The organism is Paenibacillus sp. IHBB 3054 (genome assembly GCF_051594305.1).
Taxonomy (GTDB): domain Bacteria; phylum Bacillota; class Bacilli; order Paenibacillales; family Paenibacillaceae; genus Paenibacillus_AQ.
The window spans coordinates 60,348-86,677 of the sequence record NZ_JBOFBG010000026.1 but is presented as its reverse complement, the minus strand read 5'-3'; the positions used below and the strand labels follow the sequence as shown (position 1 = coordinate 86,677).

The 26,330-nt window shown below is 51.1% G+C and carries 20 protein-coding genes and 1 pseudogene; 9 read left to right on the top strand and 12 right to left on the bottom strand.

What is annotated here, in order from left to right; genetic code table 11:
• The first annotated feature begins 34 nt into the window (after positions 1–34).
• The 5 genes from ACQ76X_RS23910 (at position 35) to ACQ76X_RS23890 (ending at position 6,659) form a co-directional block, all read left to right on the top strand.
• On the top strand, positions 35–1,798 hold the full coding sequence (locus ACQ76X_RS23910) for a sensor histidine kinase (protein WP_438496230.1): 1,764 nt from the start codon (positions 35–37) through the stop codon (positions 1,796–1,798).
• Positions 1,773–3,434 (top strand): response regulator, encoded by a 1,662-nt coding sequence (locus ACQ76X_RS23905; protein WP_438496229.1) that lies wholly within the window; start codon positions 1,773–1,775, stop codon positions 3,432–3,434. Before ACQ76X_RS23910 ends, ACQ76X_RS23905 begins: the two co-directional genes overlap by 26 nt.
• Positions 3,435–3,525: 91 nt before the next feature.
• Complete coding sequence (locus tag ACQ76X_RS23900; protein WP_438496228.1) at positions 3,526–4,914, top strand: extracellular solute-binding protein; 1,389 nt, start codon at positions 3,526–3,528, stop codon at positions 4,912–4,914.
• A 148-nt stretch (positions 4,915–5,062) separates the two neighbouring features.
• Positions 5,063–5,437: a winged helix-turn-helix transcriptional regulator gene (locus tag ACQ76X_RS23895; RefSeq protein WP_038597780.1), complete on the top strand. Its 375-nt coding sequence runs from the start codon at positions 5,063–5,065 to the stop codon at positions 5,435–5,437.
• A gap of 88 nt (positions 5,438–5,525) precedes the next feature.
• Positions 5,526–6,659, top strand: coding sequence for an NADH-dependent flavin oxidoreductase (locus ACQ76X_RS23890; protein ID WP_438496227.1), 1,134 nt, complete (start codon positions 5,526–5,528; stop codon positions 6,657–6,659).
• Positions 6,660–7,018: 359 nt separating this feature from the next.
• Here the strand turns inward: ACQ76X_RS23890 and pepT are convergent, their stop codons facing one another.
• The 7 genes from pepT to ACQ76X_RS23855 form a co-directional block, all read right to left on the bottom strand.
• Positions 7,019–8,251: a peptidase T gene (gene pepT / locus ACQ76X_RS23885; RefSeq protein ID WP_438496226.1), complete on the bottom strand. Its 1,233-nt coding sequence runs from the start codon at positions 8,249–8,251 to the stop codon at positions 7,019–7,021.
• Between the two features lie 91 nt (positions 8,252–8,342).
• Entirely contained in the window at positions 8,343–9,005 is a 663-nt protein-coding gene (locus tag ACQ76X_RS23880; protein WP_342437556.1) for a class D sortase, read from the bottom strand.
• Between the two features lie 31 nt (positions 9,006–9,036).
• The gene (locus ACQ76X_RS23875) at positions 9,037–10,044 is read right to left on the bottom strand and encodes a hypothetical protein (protein WP_438496225.1); all 1,008 of its coding nucleotides are present in this window, start codon (positions 10,042–10,044) and stop codon (positions 9,037–9,039) included.
• Positions 10,045–10,508: 464 nt separating this feature from the next.
• Complete coding sequence (locus ACQ76X_RS23870; protein WP_081966042.1) at positions 10,509–11,522, bottom strand: LLM class flavin-dependent oxidoreductase; 1,014 nt, start codon at positions 11,520–11,522, stop codon at positions 10,509–10,511.
• 233 nt (positions 11,523–11,755) lie between these two features.
• Positions 11,756–14,023, bottom strand: coding sequence for a M56 family metallopeptidase (locus tag ACQ76X_RS23865; protein WP_438496224.1), 2,268 nt, complete (start codon positions 14,021–14,023; stop codon positions 11,756–11,758).
• Positions 14,020–14,427, bottom strand: a complete 408-nt coding sequence (locus ACQ76X_RS23860) for a BlaI/MecI/CopY family transcriptional regulator (RefSeq protein ID WP_438496223.1) — start codon at positions 14,425–14,427, stop codon at positions 14,020–14,022. The genes ACQ76X_RS23865 and ACQ76X_RS23860 overlap by 4 nt, the downstream gene beginning before the upstream one ends.
• 248 nt (positions 14,428–14,675) lie before the next feature.
• Entirely contained in the window at positions 14,676–15,653 is a 978-nt protein-coding gene (locus ACQ76X_RS23855) for a LacI family DNA-binding transcriptional regulator (protein ID WP_438496222.1), read from the bottom strand.
• 501 nt (positions 15,654–16,154) lie between these two features.
• Between ACQ76X_RS23855 and ACQ76X_RS23850 the strand changes: the two genes are divergently transcribed.
• Positions 16,155–19,115 carry an ABC transporter substrate binding protein gene (locus ACQ76X_RS23850; protein WP_438496221.1) on the top strand — a complete coding sequence of 987 codons (2,961 nt, stop codon included), beginning with the start codon at positions 16,155–16,157 and terminating at the stop codon, positions 19,113–19,115.
• Positions 19,116–19,185: 70 nt separating this feature from the next.
• Here the strand turns inward: ACQ76X_RS23850 and ACQ76X_RS23845 are convergent, their stop codons facing one another.
• Complete coding sequence (locus ACQ76X_RS23845) at positions 19,186–20,577, bottom strand: aldehyde dehydrogenase (protein WP_438496220.1); 1,392 nt, start codon at positions 20,575–20,577, stop codon at positions 19,186–19,188.
• A gap of 74 nt (positions 20,578–20,651) precedes the next feature.
• A complete protein-coding gene (locus tag ACQ76X_RS23840; protein ID WP_038597753.1) occupies positions 20,652–21,359 on the bottom strand; it encodes a Crp/Fnr family transcriptional regulator in 708 nt (235 codons plus the stop codon).
• A gap of 145 nt (positions 21,360–21,504) precedes the next feature.
• On the opposite strand from ACQ76X_RS23840, the gene hcp reads away from it, so the two are divergent.
• Positions 21,505–23,157 (top strand): hydroxylamine reductase, encoded by a 1,653-nt coding sequence (gene hcp / locus ACQ76X_RS23835; RefSeq protein ID WP_438496219.1) that lies wholly within the window; start codon positions 21,505–21,507, stop codon positions 23,155–23,157.
• Positions 23,158–23,431: 274 nt separating this feature from the next.
• Here the strand turns inward: hcp and ACQ76X_RS23830 are convergent, their stop codons facing one another.
• Positions 23,432–23,689 carry a hypothetical protein gene (locus tag ACQ76X_RS23830; RefSeq protein ID WP_438496218.1) on the bottom strand — a complete coding sequence of 86 codons (258 nt, stop codon included), beginning with the start codon at positions 23,687–23,689 and terminating at the stop codon, positions 23,432–23,434.
• A 527-nt stretch (positions 23,690–24,216) separates the two neighbouring features.
• Between ACQ76X_RS23830 and ACQ76X_RS23825 the strand changes: the two genes are divergently transcribed.
• Positions 24,217–24,552, top strand: a complete 336-nt coding sequence (locus ACQ76X_RS23825) for a sigma factor-like helix-turn-helix DNA-binding protein (protein ID WP_438496217.1) — start codon at positions 24,217–24,219, stop codon at positions 24,550–24,552.
• On the top strand, positions 24,504–24,731 hold the full coding sequence (locus ACQ76X_RS23820) for a hypothetical protein (protein WP_438496216.1): 228 nt from the start codon (positions 24,504–24,506) through the stop codon (positions 24,729–24,731). The genes ACQ76X_RS23825 and ACQ76X_RS23820 overlap by 49 nt, the downstream gene beginning before the upstream one ends.
• Positions 24,732–25,110: 379 nt before the next feature.
• On the opposite strand, the pseudogene ACQ76X_RS23815 reads toward ACQ76X_RS23820, so the two are convergent.
• A pseudogene (locus tag ACQ76X_RS23815) lies at positions 25,111–25,299 on the bottom strand (hypothetical protein); the annotation flags it as partial.
• Between the two features lie 51 nt (positions 25,300–25,350).
• On the bottom strand, positions 25,351–26,325 hold the full coding sequence (locus ACQ76X_RS23810) for an aldo/keto reductase (protein WP_438496215.1): 975 nt from the start codon (positions 26,323–26,325) through the stop codon (positions 25,351–25,353).
• Between the last annotated feature and the right edge of the window lie 5 nt (positions 26,326–26,330).

Genomic DNA, 26,330 nt, shown 5'->3' with positions numbered 1-26,330 from the left:
CTCCGGGCGGCCGGTCAACAAAGGATGTGGAACCATGCTGAAGGCCTGGCTTTACCGGACCTCGCTGAAGAAAAGAATATGGCTGTCGTTTACCGCACTGACGGTCTTTTGCATCTCCATTACCGGCCTGTGGGCCTACTCGATTGCTTCGCGGGCTATGGAGCGCAACTCCATCGACCTGAACCGCAATGTGCTGAACCAGTCGGTCAACGTGCTGGACCAGAAGCTGAAGCAGATTATTGTGGCTTCCTCCACCATGATGCTGAGTGAAGCGTACAAGCAGACCATAAGGGACATACAAGCGCATAACACAGACCGTTTTTTCGCCAATTTCTCGTTGCTGCAAGGCCCCTTTACACAGGCGGAGCTGACGGAGAACTCCATTGAATCTATACTGATCAGTACGCCGGACGGGGATTTCTATTCCGCCGGCAATCTGCGCAGAACAGCGACTCCATTTATGGAGTCTTTGCTGTATAAGCGGATCAAGGACAATCCGGAATCGAACTGGGTGGAGAGCCACCAGGACGAGCTGTTCGCCGGAAAGCATCAGGTCATTTCCCTGCTGCTGCAGCCGCTTACGGAGAATTATGTGCCGGATGTCTTTTTGACCGTTAATGTAAAGGAGGACATCCTGGAAGATACGGTCAGCGGAGGTGCCAGCCTCGGCAGCGCAAAGTTTCTGCTGATCAATAAGACGGGGGCAAGTGTCTTCGGAGACAAGGAGCGGCCGGACTGGTCACGCTCGGCGGCATTTATGGACAAGCTGCTTGAAGCAAAAAGCGGCAATTTCGAGTATTCCGCCGGTGACGGGCCGATGCTGGTCAGCTATGCCGAATCACGGTATGCAGACGACTGGCTGCTGGTCAGCTACCAGTCGAAGAAGGAGCTGCTCCAGCCTGTGCGCAGCATCCAGTGGCTGGTGCTGATGATCATGGCTGTCTGTATTGTGATCGCGCTGCTGCTGGCGAGATATTTGTCCGCACTGCTGCTTGGGCCGCTGCTGAAGCTGCAGAAGACGATGTCACGGGTAGAGCAGGAGGATTTGGGCGCCCGTTTCCAGAGTCCGTTTCAGGATGAGATCGGGGAAGCAGGCCGTAAATTCAACCAGATGCTGGACCGGATCGGCGAGCTGATTCTTGAAGTTAAGGATACGGAAAAAGAAAAGCGGAAAGCGGAGATCAAAGCGCTTCAGGCGCAGATTGAGCCCCATTTTTTATATAACACACTGAATACAATCTTCTGGAAATGCGAAATGGATGAATATGAGGATGTGAAGCAGATGGTGATTTCTCTGTCCGCCCTGTTCCGGCTGGGCCTGAACAACGGGCAGGAGATTACGACTTTGGGCAGGGAGCTGGAGCATGTCCGCCAGTACCTGAACCTCCAGCAGCAATGCTACGAGGGACTGTTCGAGTATACGATAACCGCCGGGCCGGAGCTGCTGGAGCTTCCCGTGCTGAAGATTATCATTCAGCCTCTCGTGGAGAATTCCATTCTGCATGGGCTGAAGGAGCTGCGGAACGGGGGGAGGATTCGGATCTCCGTGGCAGTGGAGGCGCACAATCTTGTAATCCGGGTAACCGACAACGGGGCGGGCATGGATGCGGAGAAGCTGAATGCCCGGCTGAAGGAGCCTGTCGGCAGCGGCGGGTACGCCCTGTCCAATATTTGCAGCCGGTTGCAGCTGTATTACGGCAAGGAGGCCGGATTATCCTTCTGCAGCCGTCCACTTATCGAAACCGAAGCGGTTCTCTCATTTCCAATGGAAGGTGGAGTTTATCCTGAACCACGCTGAACCTATTAAAATATGCATTGTTGACGATATCCCGGCCGTTGTCCGGGGCTTGTCACAGCGAATCCCCTGGGAGGAGCACGGCATTGTAGTTGCAGCAACAGCGGCCGACGGAGAAGAAGGGCTAATGCAGATCCGCAAGCACCGGCCTGATATTGTGTTGACCGACATCCGCATGCCGTTTACCGACGGACTGGAGATGATGCGGATCATTCAGGCGGAGCAGCCGGACATCAAGCTGATTTTCCTGACGGGCTACTCCGATTTCACATATGCCCAGGAAGCGGTGAAGCTCGGGGCCTTTGACCTGATCGTCAAGCCTTTTACCAAGCCTCAGGTGCTTGAATCGGTCCTGAAGGCCAAAGAGGTGCTGGAGCGGGAACGCTCCCAGGCTGAACAGATGCGGGGGATGGAGCAGAAGCTGCGGGAGAGCATGCCTTATTTGCGCCAGGAGTATATGCGTCTGCTCATCCGCTATGGCAGCAGGCAGCAGCACCTTAGCCAGCAGTGGGATTTCTATGCCATTACAATGAACAGCCGCGACTTTTGTGTGCTGGTGGCGGAAATAGACTTTTTTGCAGAGCGCACGGCCGCCCTGCCAGTATCTGAGGTCGAGCTGATCCGTTTTGCGGTGCAGAATATTCTGGAAGAGACGGTTGCTGCCTACACGCAAGGTCTTGTCTTCCGCGAGCATGTCAATCAATTCGTCATCGTTATGAATCCCCCGGCGGAGCTGGATGCGGAGCAGCTCGCGGAGAAATGCCGGGAGAACGTGTGCCGTCATACGTACCAGACGGTGTCGATCGGACTTGGCGGGGAGGTCGAGGAGGCCGGACAGCTGTCTGTGTCCTACGCCCAGGCGTTGTCTGCGCTGGCGAATACGTTTCTGACCGGCGGGAACAGCGTATACCGTTATGTGGAATCGCTGGAGGGGGATGCCGCGCTGCCCAGGTACTCTTACGACAAAGAGAAGGAGCTGCTCTACTGTCTGCGTTCGGCCAATCTGGCCAAAGCGGAGGAGCAACTAGGCGATATCTGGAATGAATGGCTGAGCGCTCCCGCCCTGCCGGGCCCGGCAATCGTCAAGACGATGTGTCTTGAACTGGCCCATTCGATCCACCGTGTCTTTTCCGACAAGGCTTCGGACTCGGAGGTCAAGACGCTGGAGAAGAAGCTGGCCGATATGAATGGAGCCGCCTCCTTTGAGGAGCTGCGCAGGCAGATCCGGGAATTTTGCCGCCAGGGCTGTGCGTACGTGCAAATCCGCCAGTCCAGCGATGCGCGTGTGCTGGTGGAGCGGGCTATCGCCCATATCAATGGAAATCTGCACCGCAACCTTTCCGTAGCAGATTGTGCCAGAGAGGTTCATCTCAGCCCGAGCTATTTCTCCAATCTGTTCAAAAAGGAGATGGGGATGACGCTCGCCCAATACATTATCAGCCGCAGAATGGAGAAGGCCAAGGAACTGGTGCTGGAAGGCATGCAGGTTCAGGATATCGCCGTTTCGCTGGGCTATGAGGACCGCCCCTATTTTACTGAACTCTTCAAAAAATATACCGGCATGACGCCTACGGACTTCCGCTCCAAATACGCTTCGGTCACGCAGCGCGGAAACAGTGATTTCGTCTCCCATGAATAGTTGTTTTCTCCTTCACTTAGAATCGGGCGGACATTCTATAATTTTTATATGAAATGAATGCGATTACAAAAAGAAAAGGGAGGCAATTTAGATGAAAAGAAATAAGTGGATGCTGACTGGAGTTTCGCTCCTGCTGGCCGGTTCGCTGGCCGCGTGCTCCTCGTCCAATACAAATACGGAGGCGGAGGGCAACAATACAGCCCCTGAGAAAACAAAGCTGGTCTACTGGACCATCGACCGTCATGATTCTGACTTTATAGAGCAGAAGATCAGTGAGTATGAGGGACTCAATCCCAATGTCGATATTGAGATGAAAGTGATGGCCGAGAATTACGCCCAGTCGGTGGATATTGCTTTCTCCAGTAAACAAGCACCGGATATTCTGCGTGTGGATACGGGGAACGTGCCAACCTGGGTGAAAAAAGGCTACCTGGAGTCCTTCGACAGTTATATTACACCGGAAATGAAAAGCCGGTTCGAGAAGGTACTCATTAATGAGAAGAATACCGTGGACGGCAAAATCTACACCCTGCCGAATATCGGCCAGTTCTGGCGCCTGATCTATAACGTCGATCTGTTCGAGAAGGCCGGCATTACCGAGCCGCCGACCACGCTGGCGGAAATGGTGGAGGATGCCAAGAAGATTACCGAGGCGGGTAAAGCCAGCGGTGCTTATGGCTTCGCCGGAAATTTCAAAAGTGCAAGCGGCTTTGAACGTATCGCTTATCCGATCACGACCCTCAGCAAAACGGCAGGTACAGAGGGCTTCAACTTCCAGACCGGCCAGTTCGACTTCAGTATGTATAAGGAGGCCCTTGAAGCACTGCGGCAGATCACGATGGACGGAAGCATGATGCCGGGCTCGGAATCGCTGGATATTGACCCGCTGCGTGCGCAATTCGCCCAGGGTAAAATCGGGATGTACTTCAACCATTCTGTCGAGCCTAGCGTCTACAAAACTCAATTCCCGACCGATATTCGCTGGGCCGCAGCGCTTCCTCCAACAGTAGACGGCCAGCAAAATGGTGCCAGTCAGGTTATCTCCGGCAGCTACCTGGCGATGAGCAAGGATTCGGAGCAGAAGGAAGCGGCCTGGAAATTCATCGAGTGGATGTACAGCGATGAGGTACAGATTGCCTATCAGGAAGGCGGATACGGGGTTTCGGTTATTCCTTCCGTTGCTGCTGCCGCGAAAGCTCCGGATATTCCGGGAATCGAGAACTTCCTGCCAACGAAATTTGATGCCATCTATCCGGCAACTCCGCTGGTAACTACCGAAGGACGCCTGGAAGGAACGAAGAAAGTCGATGTCTTCAACAAATATATTTTTGACGGCGGAGATTTGGACAAGGAGCTTCAGGATCTGAACACCCGCTATAATGCAGCACTGGAAAAAGCCAAAGCAGCGGGTGACACCACGGTTGAAGCGCAGCCGGACTTCAGCGCAGCCAGCCTGCAGGGAAGCCTGGCCAGCAAATAAAACGCATACGCAGCATACAGACCGCAGGCCGAGCCTGCGGTCTGTATGCGTACATAGGGAATATGACCCCGAGATGCGCCTGCCGGAGATGTGCGGACCCCGGGTGTTTTGTAGTATGATGTTAAAGAACGAAAGGGGGCCGCATACCTTGGCGACGGATATTAAAGACCGTATCAATCTGAAGGAAATCAACTGTGAGAAGGAGCTTACGCTTGCCGTTATCGGCGGTAAATGGAAGCTGATCATCTTATGGCACTTGGGCCTTGAAGGAACCAAACGTTTCAGTGAGCTGAAGAAGCTTATTCCTCATATTACGCAAAAAATGCTGACCAATCAGCTTCGTGAGCTGGAGGAAGACCAGCTTGTGCTGAGAAAGGTGTATGCTGAGGTCCCGCCGAGAGTAGAATACTCTTTGACGGAATACGGGCAGAGCCTGCTGCCTGTACTGCGTATGATGTACGATTGGGGCAAAAACTACGGGAATAATGTCATCTGGAAGGATATACCTGAGGGAGATAGATAACGTTAGTTAGCAATAGATTACAGACTGCCGGTCCAAGCTGCAAGCGTGGAGCCAGTAGCACTAAGTATATAATGGAGGGAAATCAAAGATGTCTACAGATTATAGTCCACTGCTGGAATCCTACCGGTTCGAAAACGGGATTTCATTAAAAAATCGTGTCGTTATGGCGCCGATGACCAACTTTTCTTCCAACGAGGACGGTACGGTATCCGGTCCCGAATTGCAATATTATGCCCGCCGCTCCAAAGGTGCGGGACTGGTGATTACGGCCTGTGTATATGTGACGCGGGGCGGTAAAGGTTTTGCCGGCGAATTCGGTGCAGACCGTGATGAACTGATTCCAAGCCTGCGCGAGTTGGCTGAAGCGATCAAGGGTGCAGGCGCGAAGGCAGTTCTGCAGATTTTCCACGGTGGCCGCCAGTGTCCTCCTGAGCTGCTTCCGGATGGCCAGACGGTCAGCGCGAGCAATGTTCCGGCTGAGCTGCCGCGCGGCGGTCATGGTCCTGTTCCTCGTGCGCTGAGCGAAGAAGAAATTACCGGCATTATTGCCGACTTCGGCGCGGCTACACGCCGGGCCATCGAGGCCGGCTTCGACGGCGTGGAGATTCATGGGGCGAACGGCTATTTGCTGCAGCAATTTTTCTCCCCGCATTCCAACACACGCGAAGACCGCTGGGGCGGCAGCCTGGAGAACCGGCTGACCTTCCCGCTCGCCGTGCTGCGTGAGGTCAAACATGCGGTGAAGGAGCATGCTTCGTCGCCGTTTCTGGTCGGCTACCGCTTCTCACCCGAGGAGCCGGAAACACCGGGGATTACGATGGCCGAGACCTTTGCGCTGATTGATGCGCTGAAGGAGGAGGGGCTGGACTATCTGCATGTTTCGCAGCAGGATCTGTGGTCCAAGCCTCACCGCGGCACGGACGATAGCCGTCCACGAATTGAGCAGATTGTCGACCGTGCAGGAGATGATGTTCCGGTTATTGGTGTCGGCTCCCTGTATAAGGCCGATGATGCGCTGAAAAGCCTGGAGACCGGAATCAGCCTGGTAGCTCTGGGCCGCCCGCTGCTGATTGATCCGGACTGGGTACAGAAGGTTGCCGAAGGGCGCGCTGCTGACATTAAGACGGAGCTTGATCCTTCCGCCCAGGCTGAGCTTGTAATACCGGACCCGCTATGGGGCGCATTAATCCATACGCCGGGCTGGATGCCGATCAAAGCCTAAACCTGAACCAGCGGAGCGCCGGTGCGGTAAAACTGCCGCCTGCGGATTATGGGGCGCACTGTTGCAAGCCCGGGGTCTATTCTGGCAGCGGAGGAACGATTTCCAGGAAATCCGCGTCCCATACTGATTGCTGTCCGGCTGCCGCCCGGATGCTCTCACCAAGCAAAAACCCTCTGAAACCCGCATTGCGGCGGTCAGAGGGTTTTATTTTTGCACAGTTTGCGCAGGTAATAAAAGCGGATAAGCCGCAGGAGCTTCACTACCTGCGCAAAGAGGCCTGCCTGGTCAAAGCAATTGCTCTTGACCGGGCAGGCCGAATTGTTGCAGCGGGTTGTGCAGCCGCAAGGGGAAACCTTCGGCTATGCCTTTTGCTCAAACAGCTTGGCAATCTCAACGATAACCTGGACGGATTTCAGCATAACATCTACAGAAGCGTACTCGAATTTGCCGTGGAAATTTTCGCCCCCGGTAAAAATATTCGGAGTCGGAAGTCCCATGTAGGAGAGCTGTGAACCGTCTGTCCCGCCGCGGATCGGGCGAATGACCGGTGTTATGCCGAGGTTCTCCATCGCTTCGTGGGCAATATCGACGATATGGCGGACCGGCTCGATTTTTTCACGCATATTATAATATTGGTCATTCAATTCCAGCACAATGTTCTCATCGCCATAAGTGGATTTGAATTCATCTACAATCGCAGAAATATTCGCTTTGCGGTTCTCGAACTGGGTACGGTCAAAGTCACGGATAATGTAATGCAGCTTGCTGTGCTCCGCCGATCCCTGCATGGAGATCAAATGGTAGAACCCTTCATAGCCGTCCGTAAATTCCGGAGCCTCGCCGGATGGCAGCCGGAGGTGGAAGGCCATGGCGATTTTGGCCGAATGGATCATTTTTCCTTTGGCGGTGCCGGGATGCACGTTGACGCCTTTGAAGCCGATTTTGGCGGCAGCAGCATTAAAGCTCTCATATTCCAGTTCTCCCAGAGGCCCTCCATCAACGGTGTAGGCATAGGAAGCGCCGAAGGCGGCGACATCGAATTTATGCGGCCCGCGTCCGATTTCCTCATCGGGGGTGAAGGCGACTCTAATCTTGCCATGCTTAATTTCCGGATGCTCCAGAAGATACGCCATCGCGGTCATAATCTCGGCGATTCCGGCCTTGTTGTCTGCTCCCAGCAGCGTTGTGCCGTCTGTCGTAATCAGGGTATGCCCCTTATACCCGGGCAGCTCAGGGAAACTCTCCGTGGAGAGGACCACATTCAGCGCCTTGTTCAGCACAATGTCGTTCCCGTCATAATTCTCGACAATTTGCGGCTTCACACCGGCGCCAGTGAAATCTGTCGCGGTATCCAAATGCGCCAGGAAGCCGATCGTCGGAACTTCCTTGTCGCTGTTGGCGGGAAGGGTAGCCATGACATAACCATGCTCGTCCACCGTAACCTCCGCAAGTCCTAGTTCGCTAAACTCGTCAACGAGCTTACGGGCCAGCTCCATCTGCCCCGGAGTGGAAGGACAGGTGTCGCTGTCTTCATCCGATTGGGTATCCATCTCAGCATAAGACACAAAACGTTTGATCAGCTCTTCTTTCAAAATGGTTCATCTCCTCTTTTTCTTCCGGTCGTATGTCTATATTATCACTTTCTATAGAAGGTCTCATCCTTAGCGTTGTGGCGTGCATATGTTATTCCGCTTCGCGGGACAGCGGCTCCTGCCGGAGCAATGACGCCGAGAGCAGGTAACGGTCAGGCGCAGAGCCGACGTAGGAGAAAGGATAGCAGGTGATCAAGGTAAGCACCGGTGTATCACTCTGCTTAATCGCCCCCCGTTCATCGCCGTCTACAATGAGACTGCCGGTAACTTCATAAATGAATTTTCCTTCGGCGGTCTCCAGCTCGATCAGATCATGGACTTCCAGATTGCCAAGGCCGCGAAACACTGTATCGCGATGGCCGGCCAGCACGCTGTTGCCGATGGCGCCAATCGCTGCGCTCCCTTCATAATGCCCTGCGCCTTTTTTCAATTGGGGGCGCTCGGTTCCTTCCAGAATCGCCACCCGTTTATCCAGCCTTGGAAAATAAATCTCTCCAATAACTTCGCCCCCGGTATAATCGGTTCTGGAAATGTTTTTCTCTCCAGAGAGGTTGACCATCCCTGCGGGCAGCGGAGTTTCTTCTTCCGGCACCTGGAGACTGACGGCTTCCTCCCTCTTTTTGTCCCAATCGTTTAGGGCATGGCGGGCTTCAGCGGGTGCTTTTAAGATTTGCACTACAGAATAGATCAGCACACACAAAGAGAGTATGAAGATCAGCTTCACGGCAATGGATAGCCCGGAACGCTTCTTCATACTCTCACCTCCAACCTTTGGCTAATTCAGCTTATTTTTTCGAATTCAGTCTGCGAAGGACGATAATACTGAGTATGGCAACAGCCAAGCTGATCAGAATCAGGTTATACCAAGGTTCTGCTGTATCCGGCAATTTGTCGCCGTCTTCCGGTCCGGAGAGCGGAATCTCATCATCATCTATAATGACGTCGTCGCTTGGTGCCGGAGACGGTTTAGGTGTCGGCGTGGCCGATCCTTGTGGTGTTCCATTGTCGGCGCCGCCCATTGGCACAGGTTCATCCGTTACAGTCACTACAGCGGTTCCCGGTGAAGCTGTCACGGCTGGTGACCCGGTTGGAGCCGCCGATGTTCCCGGTGTGGCAGTAATGCCAGGGGATGCTGTCGGCCCGCTGCTAGGTGTGCTTGTTGGATTACCCGACGGCTCCGTTGAAGCGGAGGCGGCCGGTGTCGCGCCAGGATCAGTAGTTGGACCCGGTGTCACGGTAGCACTTGCTGTCGGACTAGGTTCGCTGGTTGGACCTGGTGTCGCGGTAGCGACCGGTGTTGCGCTAGGTTCAGCTGTTGGTTCTGGTGAGGCTGAAGCGGAGAAGATGAAGTCGACGCTTGTTGTCTTCCCCTGATATTCATTTCCGGCTTCCAGCGGAAAGGACACATCCATCTGGAGCACTTCCTGTGAGCCTCCGGTAAGTGTACCTATGGCTACCCTGCCTTCTGCCTCGCTCATCACTCCTGAATAGAGGATTACTCCCTCTTTTTGCAGGGTCATTTGCAGTATATTGTACAATTCCTCGTCTCCGGAGGTGAATTTGAAATCAACAAAATAATTAAACCGTTCATGACCCTCATTGATCACCGTATAATCTGAGGTCGTTGCGTCGCCCGGCTGCATATTGCTCATAATCTCGGTGCTCGTCGTATGGGAATTGACCCGGAGCTTAATCGTCTCTTCTGCGCTTACACCCCCGGCATGCCAGATGACCCCTACCAGAATGATCAGAATGTAGGCGCCTATAAAGCCGGCCTGAACTCTCTTCTTCACTTTCCACGCTCCTTTCTACCGGAAAGTAATCCTGCTCTCTGCGTACTCTCGACAAATCCTTACTTTAACCCTGATGTTTCTTCAACTTTTGTCATAAAGAGTGGTTTTATGGAGAACTACTACATATTAAGGCGATAGTATCCTGAAAAAAGTGGTCAGAGTTTTATAGCTATATGTATGTTCGTTATAACGAATATCTACAGTATAATCAAAATTGTAAATAAAGAAAAACGGAATAAAACATACTGATTGGCTGAAATCACTCAATTTAAAGATGTAATAACCGGTTATCGTTTAATTACTTCGATTTACTCATTATTTATCCATATCATTGTTAATGATAGCGTTTTATAAAGAACGATTTGGGATGAGTATACAAAAAAACAAGGCGGTTACAAGGAAGGGAAGCCGATGCTTTCCAACCTAATAATCGCCTTGCTTAGTTATGTGCCGGATGGCGGGATCTAGTTCTCCTTAAAAAGCTGGGCTATGAGCTCATAGGAATGCAACTGGGCCGAATGGTCGAAAATTTGCGATGCGATGATGAACTCATCGGCATCGGTCTCTTCAACAATCTGCAGAAGCCGTTCTTGCAGAGCGGAGGGATCACCCGCTATAGAGTAATTCTGCTTGTTCTGCAGAATGGCTTTTTCCTGCATGGACCAGAGTCCGTCCATGCTGTCTACCGGAGGCTGGAGCATGCCGGTGCGTCCACGGATAATGTTCAGAAATTGCTGCTGCTGAGAGGTGGCAAGTCTTCGGGCTTCCACTAGGGTGTCAGCGGCGGTAGCTCCAAGCCCGACCATGACATGAGGCTTGGACAGGGCAGCCGATGGCTTGAAGCTGCTGCGGTACAGTTGCAGGGCAGGCAGCAGATAATCCGGTGCAAAGTGGCTGGCAAAAGCGAACGGCAAGCCTAGCTGCCCCGCCAGTTGGGCGCTGAAGCCGCTTGAACCCAGCAGCCAGATCGGAATGTTCAGGCCTTCGCCGGGAACAGCGCGCACTCCGAGCGGCCGCGAGCCTGCGCCGTTTGGATCAAAGTAAGCCCGGAGCTCGCTCAGCTGCTCGGGGAATTCGCTGCCGTCGCTGCCCAGGCCGCGCCGCAGCGCTCTGGAGGCTGCCTGGTCAGAGCCCGGAGCTCTTCCCAGCCCCAGATCTATGCGTCCAGGATACAGGGACTCCAGTGTGCCGAATTGCTCCGCAATCATGAGCGGCGCATGGTTGGAGAGCATAATGCCTCCGGAGCCTACGCGGATACTGCGTGTACCAGCGGCCACATGACTGATGACAAGCGAAGTGGCGGAGCTGGCGATGCCAGTCATATTATGATGTTCCGCCAGCCAGTAGCGTTTATAGCCCCACTCTTCGGCATGACGGGCCAAATCCAGTGTGTTATGAAATGAATCCGCTGCTGTACTGCCCTCTTTAATCGGAGCGAGATCCAGCACGGAGATGGGAATGTCCCGCAGTTGCTTCACTTTAATCCCTCCAGTAATGATGCTTTAAGCATCTTATAGCAGTATTTACAGCTATGAAATGAACTACCCGATAATTATAACATGAAATAATATTATTTACACACTTTAAGTAAGTGTTGAAGCAAGCAAACTGAAGCGATAATGGATGTTCTGGGCTCAGATGGAACTGCAAAAACGGCTGTAGCCTATGGGCACAGCCGTTTCTGCAGTGTTGTACTGATTCGGGGTTGAGCTTAATGAGCCTGCGCCGCTGCTGCGGCCAGTTTATCAATGTCTGCAGCAGGGACTTCCATGAATGAAGAGACAATGGTCCGCTGATCCTCAAGCGTCGGTACGCCAGTGAATCCCACTTTGTAGATTATGCCTTCATCCTGCCAGAAATAACTGAGGAAATCCGGCTCGGTAGGCTTGCTGAGCTCTCCATCGATTTTGTAAGGCTCCGTAACCAGCACCTCTTGTCCATTTACATGAGCAACGGTAAGGGGAACGGCAAACTTTTCTCCGTCAATCCGGTAAAAAAAGACTTGTCCTTCCTCTTTGAAGGTTTCATATAAGCCTTGATTCTGCATTTGCAAAAAGGTGACATCAGGATTGGAGTATGCTGTCCAAAACACTGTTCGGGACATTCCCAGTCCGTCTAGAGGATAACTGAATTCAATGCTTGAGGTGAGCATGGCCCTATTCATGGCAAAGCCGGACTCTTCCATAGGGAACTTAGGCACAAAGCCCATAATATCGGCAGCCATCCGCAAATCCTTCACATCGATGACATCTACATTAAAAAACTTTTCATTCACGAAGCTGCGTTTCATTTGTTCATCCGGATATTTGATGGAGGCCATGAGTGAAGCGATTTCTTGCTGTGATAGGGTTCCGCTGCCTATATATAGTTTATATACAATCCCATCCCGCTCCCAAATATAGAATAATTTCTGTACATACTGATTGACATGCACATTGACATGGATTGTGTTTATTCCGCCAATGGTAGTGGGTTTCCGGTCAACCGGAAAAGGTGTCCCGCCGTCGCCACGCGAGGATTCACTAAGTTCAAGAGCCGTATAAATCTGCTCAACGCTGCTATCCTTGTAAGCTTCCAGCGAAAATTGCCCGGTATGAGTATCCCCGTCGTACCGTTCATAATAGAGAGTAACTTGTTCAATCTCGTTATCCTCCGACTTCGCAGTAGCAGTAGCAGCTTGAGGCGGAGTGACTGCAAGGTAAGCCCTCTCCAGAATAAAATCCGGGGGCAGCACGGACGGGGCCTGGAAGGCAAAACCCGCTTCCTCCACGGCTCTGTCCAGACGATTATAATTTCTATTCTTGTACAGATTGATTAAATCATCGTTAACAGCTGTGTTGTCAGTTTTTGAATCGCCGGAGGCATTCGTTAGTGTCACCACGCTCAGCAGAATCAGGAGCAGCACGGCTGCCGCTGATATCCGGTACGAGCCTTTTTTAAATGAGCGAATCATAGAGACCCTCCTTGTAATCTGCTGACGGTGCTGCGATCCGAAGAAATAAAGCACTTCGCGGTCGGTCCGTCCTTTAGAAAACTGCTTGAGAAATTCAACGAGCGTTAATCCGTACGCCGCAGCTTCTTCTTCTCCAAGCACATCCAATACGTATGCGTCACAGGCCAGCTCCCGGTCGGTTTTCATTTTGTGCAGTCCGAGCCAAGATAAAGGATTGGGCCAATGAATAGCCGCGGCCGCACTGCCCAGCAGATTCCACAGGGTATCCCGGCGTTTATAGTGAGCAAGCTCATGGGCCAGAATGTGCAGCAGCTGTGGTGACGTTAACTCCTGAAGCGCCATTTCCGGGACGTATATCCAAGGACGGAACACGCCGCTCAGGAAAGGGCTTTTGGCCCGGGAGCCGGTGTAGAGCGGGATCTTTCTTTTCACTCCGAACCGGTTCAGAGCGTCCTCAAGCACCGCAATTGGCCGGGGATCAGTAACCCGTCTCAGCCGCTTCCGCCCGCGGAGCTGCCTGCTCATAATGCCAAGTCCGTTCAGAAAAAGAAAGACTGCGCCGCCGAACCAGATTATAGCAGCGGCCTTCAGCCAGGGAGAGTAGATACCAGCCGCACTGGAATGTCGGCCACCCGGCGCCTGCCCGTCCGCTTGTTGTAGGTGTCCCGCATTAATGCTGTCTCCGGTTCCGGGATTGCCTGATTGCGGATCAGAATCAGAGTCCAGCTCCTGATTGCTTGGAGCAGCAGATTGCAGATTCGGCAATGGGGCTGTATCAGCGGCCTGTCCCGTGAGAGCGCTCTTTATTCCTTCTCCAAACTGAAGCACATGGAACATGCTGAGCGGACTGTCCGGGATCACCGGAAGCAGCATTCGGATAATGACCAGCAGCCACAGCAGGTAACGGACCCTGGCGCTGATGACCTTTTGCAGGATGGCATGAATTGCGATTACAACCAGAATCACCAGGCTCGCGGCTAGTGTATCATCCAGGAAATCGACAAACAGGCTGTAGATCACATTCATTCCTGTGTACCTGGATCTTTGCGTGCTCCTTGTGCTTTCTTCTCCTGAAGCAACCGTTCCAACTGCTCAATTTCCTGTGCGGATAACGTAACTTCTTCCAAGAAGTTGGTGACCATCAGGTTGGTGGCTCCCCCGAAGACCCGCTTCAGAAAAGACTGGCTTTCTGCTTGTACACATTCCCGCTCGGAGAGCAGCGGATAATAAAGATAACTTCGCCCGGATTTCTCGAAGCCAATGGCTTTTTTCTTAAGCAGCCGTGTGATAAAGGTGCGTACCGTCTGATCACTCCATTCAATAGACCCCGGCAGGTGTTGGACAATTTGTTCAGCTGTAACAGGATGGTTGCCCCAGATGACTTTCATGATCTCCCATTCAGCTTCTGAAATTTTGGGGATGCTCTTCATATAATCGACTCCTCGCAGTTTCATGAACATTCAATCTACAAGTGTAGTTTTAATCTCCTGGTTGATATTACACTTGTAGATCTAAATTGTCAAACGTAGAAAACCCCCGTTCTGCTTGCTTACAGCAGAGCGGGGGTTAGCGTTTGGCAGGTGCCGTAAATTACATTGCATCCTGATCGGGGAAGATTTTCCCCGGGGTGGTTGCAATTTGTACAACTAAAAATTCATGCTTTGGATTTTACGCATACTCAAGTTGTAGCGCCTTCCTCCAGCTCAACCGGCAATATGTATTCTGCGTGGACGGCACCGCCGTGGACCTGCTGAATGATCAAATCAACGGCAAGTTTGCCCATATCTTCAATGGGCTGGCGGATGGTGCTGAGCGGCAGAGCCAGCAGGCTGCGCAGGGCAATGCCGTCATATCCTACAATCCGCACATCCTCAGGCACCCGCAATCCCCGCTCCCGGCAAGCCTTAAGCGCATAAGCTGCAATCAAATCGCTGCCTGCAAAGATGCCGTCCACATCTGGCTGTTCGTTGAACAGCTGCGCAAGCAGCCGCTCATAAGCTCCGACATCAAAGCTGTTGTTATCCGTATGCAGCAAGGTGTACGGGAGGTTATGCTGCCGGGCGGTATCCGCAAAGGCCTCGGATCTTAGCACAGACAGGATGTTCAGCTCGGGATGCCCACCGATATGGGCGAGCCTGCGGCAGCCTTTATTAATCAATAAGGTAGTAGCCAGCACCCCGCCCCGATAGTTATCGGAGCAGACATAAGGGATTTCCGGCGATATTCTGCGGTCAAAGGTGACGAGCGGCAGATTCATTTGCCGGTAGGCCTCAACTTCCAGGGTGTGACTGCCCATAATAATGCCGTCGACCCGGCTTGCGCGAAGCATATCGATATATTCGAGTTCTTTGTGTTTGTCCTGTTGCGAGTTGCAGAGCAGCAGCTTATAGCCGTTCCGGTAGGCATGCTCCTCGATATGGCTGGTCAATTCCCCAAAGAACGGATGAGAGACATGAGGGATGATCAGCCCGATAATATTTGATTTGGAGCGGCTGAGTGAGCGGGCGAGTTCGTTTGGCCGGTAATTGAGGTCATTCATCGCGCTGTAGACCTTTTTCTTCAGATCCTCGCTTAAGTACCCCCTGTTGTTCAGCACCCGGGAGACGGTTGTCACCGAAACGCCTGCCTTCAGCGCAACGTCTTTAATTGTAGGCATGTGGAACCTCCTGTCTTGGCGGGTCTTTGCACACTCATTCTAACTTGGATGCAAGGGACTGTCCATGAAGGGATGAACCTTCTATTTATGTTTCAAAAATTAGACTTTCCCCATATAATAAGAAGAAAAACGTCATAAATTGTAATTAATTTTATTTACTATATGAGTTGAACTTTAGACTTACCGATCCGGCATAGAACGCAACTGCGGTGAATGTTTGGACTTCCGGCCGCTGTTGTCTACAGATTTCTTGATTTATACCGCTATTTGCGGTTGAAATCCGTAGACAAAGGCGGTCGCTATCGCTCCTACAGTTCCAAACTTCCCCTCCGCTGCTTTTGCCTCTGGGTAGTTCTTTAGTTCAACTGATATTACTCTATTAGTCTTATAGATAAATAGCAAAGCCCAATCATAATGGATCCATACGCTTTTAATAGAAATTGTCGAATTTCCCCGTTTCTGATTTTGGGATGTTTGGGATAGATGAATGGGAGTGTGCTAATGGGCAAGGGGAAAATTCAGCGCAGGTTACGGTATGGCTTGCTTTTGCTTTTATTTATTATGCTCAGCACGGCACTGTATCAGCCGGTGTCCGCCAGCAGCGAAGAACGGCACCCTCAGAATGTGCTTGTCCTGCATTCCTATCAGAAGGGCTTTGCCTGGACGGATGACCAGGGTGCAGGCATTGAAGAGCAGCTTAAAGGAGCAGCCGATCCGCCGGTTATCTACACGGAGTATATGGACTGGAAACGATTCCCCAGCAATGACAACCTCAAGCACTTCTACCAGATGATCAAGTTCAAATATCAAGCTCTTCATATCGATGCGATTATCGTTACGGATGATGCTGCCTTGAACTTCGCTATTCAGTACCGCAAGGAAATCCTGAACGATGCACCCATCGTATTCAGCGGCATTAATCAGCTGGGTGTGGACAGTATAGCGGACAAGCGCAACATCACCGGAGTCATCGAAGAGATCGATCCTACAGAAACGATACGAATGGCGCTGAAGATCAATCCATCGATCCGTAAGGTGTACATCGTATTCGACAATTCCGAAAGCGGGCTCTCCACGGGTAAAATGGTCAGTGACCAGATTCTGTCTCTGGAGCGGGGACTCCAGGTCATCCCGATGAACAGCCTCTCCAATGAACAAATCATAGATCAAGTATCCACCCTTTCATCAGACAGCATGGTTCTCATGACTACATACTACAGTGATACAACGGGAAGAATTACTGAATTTGACCGGTTCTCAAGCGAACTTAGCGAGAGCAGCAGTGTGCCGGTATATCATATTTATGATTTTAGCCTGAATCACGGGGCCTTTGGCGGAAATCTGATTAGCGGCAAAATCCAGGGAAAAACTGCAGCCAGCCTGGCTCTGCGGATTCTGGAAGGAGAAAATGCGGGAGAAATCCCTATTGTCTCGGACAGCGCCGTGCGAAAGGTTTTTGACTATAAGGAATTGCAGCGTTTCAACGTTTCCCTGAAGCAGCTGCCGGAAGGCAGCGAAGTCATCAACAAGCCCTTTTCCTTCTATCAATCCTATAAAAAGCTTGTACTTAGCATTGTCGCGGCATTCGCCGTTCTGCTGGCCTTTATTCTCATCCTCCTATTCTACGTGCAATTGGTCAAGCGAATCCGAAGCAACCTGGAAAAAAGCAATGAACGCTTCAGTTTGGCTGCCTATGGTGCGGATGCGGTAATCTGGGATGTGGACATGACCACGATGATCTACTACTTCTCGGACAGCTGGTATGAGCTGCTCGGCTATGAGCGGGATGAAGTGGACGAGAGCCATGGAGGGTGGAGAACTCTTATCCATCCAGAGGACGCAGAACATGAGAACCGCCTGCGCACTGAGCACCTGCAAGGCAAAAGTTCCTACTATTACTGCGAATACCGGATACGGAGCAAATCAGGCGAATATAAATGGTTTCAGGCCCGGGGTAAGGTGCTGCGCAACGTGGACGGCGGTTTTGTCCGTTTTGCCGGCTCTATGGTTGATGTTACGGACCGCAAAGGATATGAGAGCAAGCTCCAAATGAGCTATCAGGAACTGGAGTCGACCTATGAGGAGCTTACGGCACTGCAGGATGAGCTGCTGGAGCAATATAACAAATTGGTCGAGAATCAGGCACTGCTGCAGACCAGCGAAGAGAAATACCGGCTGCTGGCCTATAACGATGTCTTAAGCGGTCTGCCGAACCGGCTGTCCCTTTCCGAGGAGCTGCAGAAGTTTACCAAGGAACACGCTGGAGGGCATGCAGCCTTGTTCTTTCTGGATATTGATAATTTCAAATATATTAATGATACGATGGGCCACACCTTTGGCGACGAGCTGCTGGTCAAGGTCGGTGAACGGCTGCTGGGCTTGTCGGACGGACGCAGCAAGCATTTCCGTTTCGGGGGCGACGAGTTTGTGATTCTGTTCGAGAATATCAAGGGATCGGATGAGGTCATCTCCTATGCACAAGCGCTTGTGCAGGGTTTCAAGGAGCCCTTCCAGCTGAATGCCAGCGTCGTTCACATCTCGACCAGTATTGGTATTGCCCAGTATCCGGAGAATGGGATCAATGCTGAAGAGCTTTTGAAAAATGCCGATATTGCCATGTATAAAGCGAAGGAAGCCGGCAAAGGGACGTATGTATTATACGGACGGGCGATGCAGCAGCATTTTGACGAACGGATGATCATTGAGAAGCATTTGAGAAATGCTATCTCCAATAATGAGCTTTCGATTCATTATCAGCCGCTGGTGGACACCGCCTCAGGCGGAATCTGGGGCTTCGAGGCTCTGATCCGCTGGAACAGTCCGGTGCTTGGTTTTGTATCGCCGCTTTCGTTCATCAAAATCGCTGAAGACTGCCGGTTGATTGTCCCGATCGGTGAATGGGTGCTGCGGGCGGCCTGCCGGTTCATTAAAGAGCTGCATACAGAAGGTTATGAGGGCTACCATATCTCGGTGAATATTTCGGTGATCCAGCTGATGCTGGATGATTTCACCGATATGGTGCTGGGGATTCTGAAGGAGACCGGATTGCCTCCGGAATATTTGGAGCTGGAGATTACCGAGTCGATCTTCATGGAATCCTTCGAGGCGATCAGTTCGAAGCTGGAATCGCTGAAAGAACGGGGAATCGGCATTGCCCTGGATGACTTCGGAACAGGATATTCCTCGCTTAGCTATTTGAAGCAGCTGCCGATCACTACGCTGAAGATTGATAAGTCGTTTATTGACAGCATTGATACACCGAACAATATGTCACTGGCCCGATCCATCGTAACCATCGGTCATGATATGGGGCTGAAAGTGACCGCAGAAGGGGTGGAAACCCGGGAGCAGCTGGCTTTTCTGGAGCGTACAAGCTGTGACAAGATCCAGGGCTACTTCATCAGCAGACCCATACCGGAAAAAGAGGTAGCCAGTTGGGTGGAGGGCAGGAGGGCGGGATAATGGAGCGAAGGATACCGGTCCCCGAACAGGGCGGTATCCTTTTCTGCTGTCTTTTGCTAATCGCTCCACTCTATTTCAGCAATCTCCGTGCCAGCTTGACCTTATTGCCGTATGGCGGATAGACAACCCCGAGGTCAAGCTTTGTCCCTCTTTTTACAATGCTCTTGCTGTGGGAAAAGAGATCAAAGCTATGCTTGCCGTGATATCCGCCGATGCCGGAGCCTCCCACTCCTCCAAATGGCAGATGTGTGCTGGCTACATGGGTAATCGTATCATTGATGCAGCCTCCGCCGAATGAAACTCTGGCCAGCACCTCCTGTTCAGCCTGTTTGTCTTCGGTGAACAGATAGAGGGCGAGCGGCTTGGGACGTTCATTGATGCTGCGGATGGCTTCGTCCAGCAGGGTATATTCCATAATGGGAAGTACAGGCCCGAAAATCTCGTCCTCCATGGCCGCATCCTTCCAATCCGCAGGATAGAGCAGTGTAGGTTCTATGTACAGATCCTCCGGCACAACGGTGCCGCCCATAATGACCTTCGATTGGTCCCGCTGAATCATTCCGGCAATTCTGCGCAGCTGGCGGTCATTCACAATCCGCCCGTAATCCGGATTCTGCTGAGCATCCTGGCCATAGAACTCCTGAATATAACGTTTCATTAAGGTGATCAGCTGGGATGCCACATCGCTGTGGACGAGCAGATAATCCGGGGCAATACAGGTCTGGCCCACATTGATGAGCTTACCCCAGACAATCCGTTTGGCTGCTGTCTCCAGATTGGCGCTCTTATCGACAATGACCGGACTTTTACCGCCCAGCTCCAGTGTTACCGGCACCAGATTTTTGGCTGCGGCTTCCATGACTATTTTGCCGACAGGGACACTTCCGGTGAAGAAAATATAATCGAATTTGGCATGAATCAGCAGATTGGTGGCTTCTTTCTCGCCTTGAATTACACGGATATAGGACGGTTCGAAGGTTTCCCTGATCATATCCTCTATCACGGCGGTAATGGCCGGGGTACTTTCCGAGGGCTTCAGTACGGCACAGTTGCCGGCGGCAATGGCCCCGATGAGCGGCTCGATCAGCAGCTGAAACGGATAATTGAAGGGGCCGATAATGAGCACGGTTCCGTAGGGCTCGCTGAGGATCCGGCTTTTGGCCGGAAATATATGCAGCGGGGATTTGACCTTGACCGGCTTCATCCAACGCTTCAGATGCTTCATCATATATCCAATGCTGTCCAGCGTGAAGCCGATTTCCGTCGCATAGGCTTCAAATTCGCTCTTGCGCAGATCCTGATGCAGGGCCGCGATAATTTTCGCCTCATTGCGGCGGATGGCATCTTTCAGCTTCTGCAGCTGGCGAAGCCGGAAGGCGTGCTCCTTCGTAGCCCCGCTGTGAAACCACTCACTGTGCCCGGCCAGCATCTGTTCAACGCTTTGGGCTGTTAACTCCGACATAAGTGAACCCTCCAATATATGATGTGTAGATATAGATGTGTTCGTGTATCCCCGAGAATAGCTTCCGGCAGGAATTACTTATCCTGGCCGGGAGCCGAAGGGACGGTGCGGATGTAGTCGTTCATAGCCATCATATTCAGCAGCGTAATGCTGCTGCCTTTGAAATGAATCCAGCCGATATCGCGCAGATAGCCCATTTCACGGGATAGTGACGGGCGGGCCGTATTCAAATGCTCCGCCCATTCTTTTCTGCTGAAGGGCAGCCGGATGACCTCGGAGGCTTGTTGAGCTGCTTGCTCCAGTAAAAAGCTGATCACCCGCCGCCGCAGAGGGCCGGCTGACAATATTTCGATCTTCCGGTTGACCAGCACCAGGCGCTCCGACAGATTCTCAATGAAACGTGTGAGCATGTCCGTGTCTGTGGTGAACAACCGGAGCAGCTCCTGCTTGCCGATAAACATGACGGAGCAGGGGCCTGTGGCTGTAACAGTAGCCGGAACTATATTTTCTCTGCGGAACAACACCGCTTCGCCAATGGTCTGTCCCTGATTTAGATGGGCAATGGTTACACTGCTGCCGGTAGGATGGGTTTTCTGAACCTCAATCCGTCCTTCCAGCACAATGCCGAGTTTGTCCGCAGTATCGCCTTCTGCCAAGATCAGTGAATTCTTATGAAAGCTGCTTACGGTATATGTTATTTTTTGCAGCACCGCTTCGATTTCCTTCACGGTTTTCCCGCGGAACAGCAGGCAGGATTGCAGTACGGCGGGCTCCGGTTTCATAGCATTTCCTCCAAATTTATAGCATCTGGTAACATCCGTTACCGATTGTATGGCGAAAGTCTACTACAATTAGCCTTAACTGTAAAGGCGGGGCGAACGGAGTCCTGTATTGGTAGCCTATACCTATTAAAGGAGTGAACGTGCAATGAGCAATATGTTTTGTTTTCAATGTCAGGAAGCGGCTAAGGGATCGGGCTGTACGATTCAGGGAGTCTGCGGGAAAACTAGCGATGTGGCAAATCTTCAGGATCTGCTGATCTACACGCTGAAGGGTATTTCCATCTTTGCACTCCGGGGCCGGGAGCTTGGAATGACCGACTCTACCACGGAGAAATTTATTATAGAGGGTATGTTCGCTACAATAACCAATGCTAATTTCATGCCTGAAGCTTTCATTGCCAGAATCAAAGAGGGGTTGATCCTTCGCGGCCAGTGGAGCGGTAAATTGCAGGCAGCCGGAGTAGAGGTTCCTTATGCCGGGCATGATGCAGCTCTTTGGACAGCAGGCACCGATGAGGAACTGCAGGCGAAGGCGGAGACGGTAGGAGTTCTGTTCACGGAGAATGAGGATATCCGTTCCCTGCGTGAACTGCTGACCTACGGGCTGAAGGGAATGGCGGCGTATATGGAGCATGCCGCAGTGCTGGGCTATTACGACGAAGGCGCACATGCTTTTATGGAAAAAGGTCTGGTGGCGACTCTGGATGATACACTCACGGCGGATGAACTGACTGCACTTGTGATGGAGTGCGGCAAGCTGGGTGTCGATGTGATGGCTTTGCTTGACCGGGCTAATACAACGACCTATGGCAACCCGGAAATCACCAAGGTGAATATCGGTGTAGGCCGGAATCCGGGGATTCTAATCAGCGGGCATGACTTGAAGGATATGGAAGCGCTGCTGAAGCAGACCGATGGCACCGGAGTGGATGTGTATACACACAGCGAGATGCTGCCAGCGCATTATTATCCTGCTTTTAAGAAATACAGCCATTTCGTGGGCAACTACGGCAATGCCTGGTGGAAACAGGCGGAGGAATTTGAAAGCTTCAACGGACCGATTCTCATGACGACGAACTGCATTGTGCCGCCGAAGGAGAGTTATATCGGCCGTTTGTATACTACGGGCAATACCGGTTTCCCGGGAGTGCAGCATATTTCGGCGGATGCCAATGGAGCGAAGGACTTCTCCGCTATCATTGAGCAGGCCAAAGGCTGTGCGCTTCCGGAAGAGATCGAAACCGGCGAGATTGTCGGCGGATTTGCCCACGCGGCCGTAATGAACGTAGCCGATCAGGTGGTTGAGGCCGTTCAGACCGGCGCCATCAAGCAGTTCTTCGTAATGGCCGGCTGTGACGGCCGGATGAAGAGCCGCAACTATTATACCGATTTCGCTGCCGAACTGCCGGGAGACACAGTGATTCTTACGGCAGGCTGTGCGAAGTACAAATATAATAAGCTTGCACTTGGCGACATCGGCGGGATTCCGCGTGTATTGGATGCCGGCCAATGCAATGATTCCTACTCGCTTGTCGTGATTGCCCTGAAGCTCAAGGAAGTATTCGGACTTGAGGATATTAACGATCTGCCTATCTCCTACAATATTGCCTGGTATGAGCAGAAGGCGGTAATTGTACTCTTGGCACTGCTGTATCTGGGTGTGAAGGATATTCACCTCGGACCTACACTTCCGGCCTTCCTGTCACCGAATGTAGCCAAGGTGCTAGTCGATACTTTTGGTATCAGCGGCATTACAACCGTACAAGAAGATATGGAGAAATTTATCGCAGCTGTATAACTGAATGGCCATTGTGCCATATGAAAATGGGGGGTGTCTCAAGTAGCCATTTCGTGGCTTTTGGGACACCCCCTTTCTAGAAACGGGCAGGAATTAAACCATTATATTTTGACAATTCACTTTTTGTAATATCTGTTATGGATTCAACCCGATTTAATCCTATTGTATATCGATATAACATATATTGATTTGATGGATTTTCGCTAATAAAGTCAAACCCATTATTGTCCTTTGTCCATAAAATGAATGGGGTTTCGATACAAGGAAGATGAACCTAAATAACCGTAAGAAAGTGCAAGCTTGTTGTCTTATGCAGTACATATTCCGGAACTTCTACGTCATACTCATTGCCAGCGTTTTTCACTTGCATTGACGTAATTGAATCCGAAGTTTTTTTCGCTATAAGAGTGACATCATCCGCTTTCCAAACAACTTCTTTTTGGCTTACCTCTTCTGCCTTCCCCTGCTCTGGAACATAATAACGTGACAACTCATTATTTTCATTCGTATTACTGCTGGTTGCTGCTGGCACCTCATCAAAAAGACCTCCCTTAATTTTCGACTCGTAATTGTTATGTAGTAACCTCCAGATTTTTCAATTTATTGGGATATACTATGTGGAAAATCGGTATCATAATGTACGGTCCTGCTATAACTCGGTCGGTCACCGCGCCGATTAGCAGGAATCAGCAAGCCGTCCCTGTCAAGCGGTCCAACTCTTCCACTACCGCAGCTGCCCCTCTCCTTGCTCATTTGGTGTTCCCTTTGCCAATGAAATACTGAGTAGATCTAATTTTTCTTGAATTGTTCATAGAACATAGCGAATCAAAATGAAACAAAGAGTAACTGGAAACTCTACATTTTCCACAAGTGAAACTATATATGAAGGTTCCACAATTCTCTACCTTCTAATCCTTTCATTATAGGTAAATAAATTAGATATTTTACAACCTAACACACCATAAACATCACGGGACAAATGTTCTCATGGATGTATGGTTGTGTAATAGATTCTAATTTTTACCTACTAGTAAATGAAGGGAAAGGAGAGAATACACAATGGATAATCAAAGCTATGCCTACGAACGTTACAGAAAGGAAATTTACCGGATTGCTTGGAGAGCCAAGTACAGAGCTAGGAAAATCAGAACACGAGAATTCCCTCTTTTTGATAATCATCCCTCTGACAACTTTGCCGCTCATAGCGTAGATAAAGTTTGGGTCCAAGAGATTATGAACGAACTACCTGCGCGAGGTAGGACTATACTCTATAAAATTTATCTCGAGGATATGACTGAAATTGAAGTAGCCAAAGAGCTTAAAATCAGTCAACAGGCGGTGAGCAAATGGAAACGAAAAATGATTCAGCAATTATCTCAGACTGTGAATTTATGAAGTTGCTACAGGGCGCGAAGCAAAAAAATCCTGAAGCCATGATTAAACTGATTGATTTGTATAAGGAAGATATTTTACAGTTGAGCAAATATATTCATTTGCCAAAAGAGGATGCTATATCTCTCATAACGTTAGAATTTTTGGAACTTATTCAAGCTGAGGAATTCCTTGATCTTTAAATGTTCGGTTAGACCAACTCTACGAGTATTGAAAAAATTATCACAAGTTAGTAATTCCTCTCCTTAATTTTACTTCTTTAGTGAGAAAGCAAATAAGAAATCTTGAATGAATGTGGAGCCTTTCATTCTAAGATTACTCCCTTAATTCTTCTCAAATAAAAAATGGAGGTAATTTAAATGAGTTATCATATTATTGTAAATTTGCCGAGTAATCGAGACTACAAGGGTACTCTTAAAATGTATAACGGAAGCGGTGCGCTAGTAATTCGGCCCTGTCCCATAAGTAAATATTCATACAACACAAACAAACCTTCTTCATTTTGAAACCAAAAAAGTTAACAAAGCAGCGGTTTTCCTGTTACTGGAGGATCGCTGCTTTGCGTCCACCACCGGGGTAAACGGCGTCAAAGATAGTGTCGTCCAGCCGATTCCCGGCTTCGTTAACGACACGAACGAGGGGATGAGGGGGAGTATCTTCTTCTAAATCTATTAGCAGGTAAAGCTGGTCCTTGGTATATTGAATGTATAAAGAAATCGCTTCTTTTGAAATGGTTGGTGGTACTTCCATTTTACCAAAAGGGCGATTTCTTTTTTTGCGTTTTTATAAGATTTCCTACTCCTATGGCAGGCGGTACACCGCGAACGGCTCGCCGCTGCGGAAGGTGCCGCTGGCCTGATCCAGCTTGTCCATGAGCTCAGCATCCGGCTGGAGGGCAACGCTTTGCAGATTCTGCTGCACCTGCTCCACGCGGGTGGCTCCGACAATCACCGTGGATACAGCTGGTTTGTTCATCAGCCAGGCCAGGGACAGCGCAGCCATAGAGGTGCCGGTTTCTTCGGCAATCCGGCCGACCCGGTTCCCCAGCTCAATCCGGCCGGGGGTAAGGAAGCGGCCGAAATTCGGATCGGTTTCGGCTCTGGAACCTTCCGGCGGTGAGCCTTCATCGGCATATTTGCCGGTAAGAATGCCTCCGGCAAGCGGGAAGTAGGGGATAATCCCAAGTCCTTGATCCAGGCAGAGTGGAACCAGCTCGGCCTCCGGCGTCCGGTCAGCCAGGGAGTAGCTGCACTGAATCGAGGTATACTTGACCAGATTCCGCGCCTCGCTGATGCCCAGCGCCTTCATTAACTCCCAAGCCGCATAATTGGAGGCCCCGATATAGCGGACTTTGCCCGTGGATATCATATCATCAAGGGTCCGCAGCGTTTCCTCCAGCGGTGTATAGGGATCAAAGGTATGGATCTGGTATAAGTCTACATAATCGGTCTTCAGGCGGCGCAGGCTGCCTTCCAGCTCCAGCATCAGGTGATGGCGGGAAGAGCCGCTGCCGTTAGGGCCTTCGTGTCTCGGAAGACCTGCTTTCGTAGCGAGAACTGCACTTTGACGTCTGCCCTCCAGTGCCAGTCCGATGATCCGCTCCGATTCGGTGCCGGCATAAATATTGGCGGTATCGATAAAGTTAATGCCCTGATCGAGCGCGGCATGGACGATATCAATGGAGGTCTCCTGATCGGCTCTTTTGCCAAAGGAATTGGTCCCCAGACCCAGTGCGGAGACCTGCAGCCCGCTGTTACCCAAACGGTGATATTTCAAGTGGT